The sequence below is a fragment of the Bacteroides sp. D22 genome, from assembly GCF_000163675.1.
GTDB lineage: Bacteria > Bacteroidota > Bacteroidia > Bacteroidales > Bacteroidaceae > Bacteroides > Bacteroides xylanisolvens.
Genome location: NZ_GG774880.1, coordinates 1 through 680, shown reverse-complemented (window position 1 = coordinate 680; position 680 = coordinate 1). Strand labels below are relative to the sequence as shown.

The 680-nt window shown below is 41.8% G+C and carries 1 protein-coding gene and 1 pseudogene; both read left to right on the top strand.

Features of this window, described 5'->3' with window-relative positions:
• Nucleotides 1–345, top strand: a 345-nt coding sequence (locus tag HMPREF0106_RS00030; RefSeq protein WP_032851717.1) for a transposase family protein, incomplete at its 5' end; no start/stop codon positions are given.
• Between the two features lie 40 nt (nt 346–385).
• Nucleotides 386–680, top strand: a pseudogene (locus tag HMPREF0106_RS00035) (DDE transposase); the annotation flags it as partial.

The window sequence follows — 680 nt, the reverse complement described above, 5'->3', positions numbered from 1 at the left end:
GATCCTGTTGCTTCTTTAAGCTTGTTCTTGCCTTCAGGAATCCTTGATTACTTTACCCTAGTCAATCATGTTTCTCAGGATACTTGCTTTATTCTTTATTTAGAGGAGAAAGCCACTATTCCTGCTGAGTACTCTGATCTCCATCTTCACTCAAAAGGTTTCCTCCCTGAGATTGAAGTTCAGGACTTCCCTATCCGTGGTAAAGCCGTTTATTTACGTATCAAGCGTCGTCGCTGGGAAGATCCATCCACTGGGCAGACATATAGTCGTGACTGGAGTTTGGTAGCCACCGGTACTCGCATAACCGCTGAGTTCGGTGCTTTTTTAAAAGAATTACTTAGATAATCACGCCGTTAGCTGCCAAAGTGTAGCTGAGCATTACTGTATGGATGGCAAACAGCTTCAAAGCCAATATAAAGACCACCTGAGTGACTTCCAGAATTGGGATCAGAGAGCACATGCCCAAGAGTATATCCTTTATCCAAAGAATATGGGTTATCACCTATGTATTGACGAAACGGCTTTAAGTAAGGGAGATCTTTATACCATCTTAATAAATAGAGATAAGCGAGGTAGGAAAGGTTCTATTATAGCTGTAATTCAGGGCACTAAAACCGATGATATCATTGCGGTACTTACAAAGATGCCACAGGAGCTGCGTAATCAGGTCAAAGAAATTA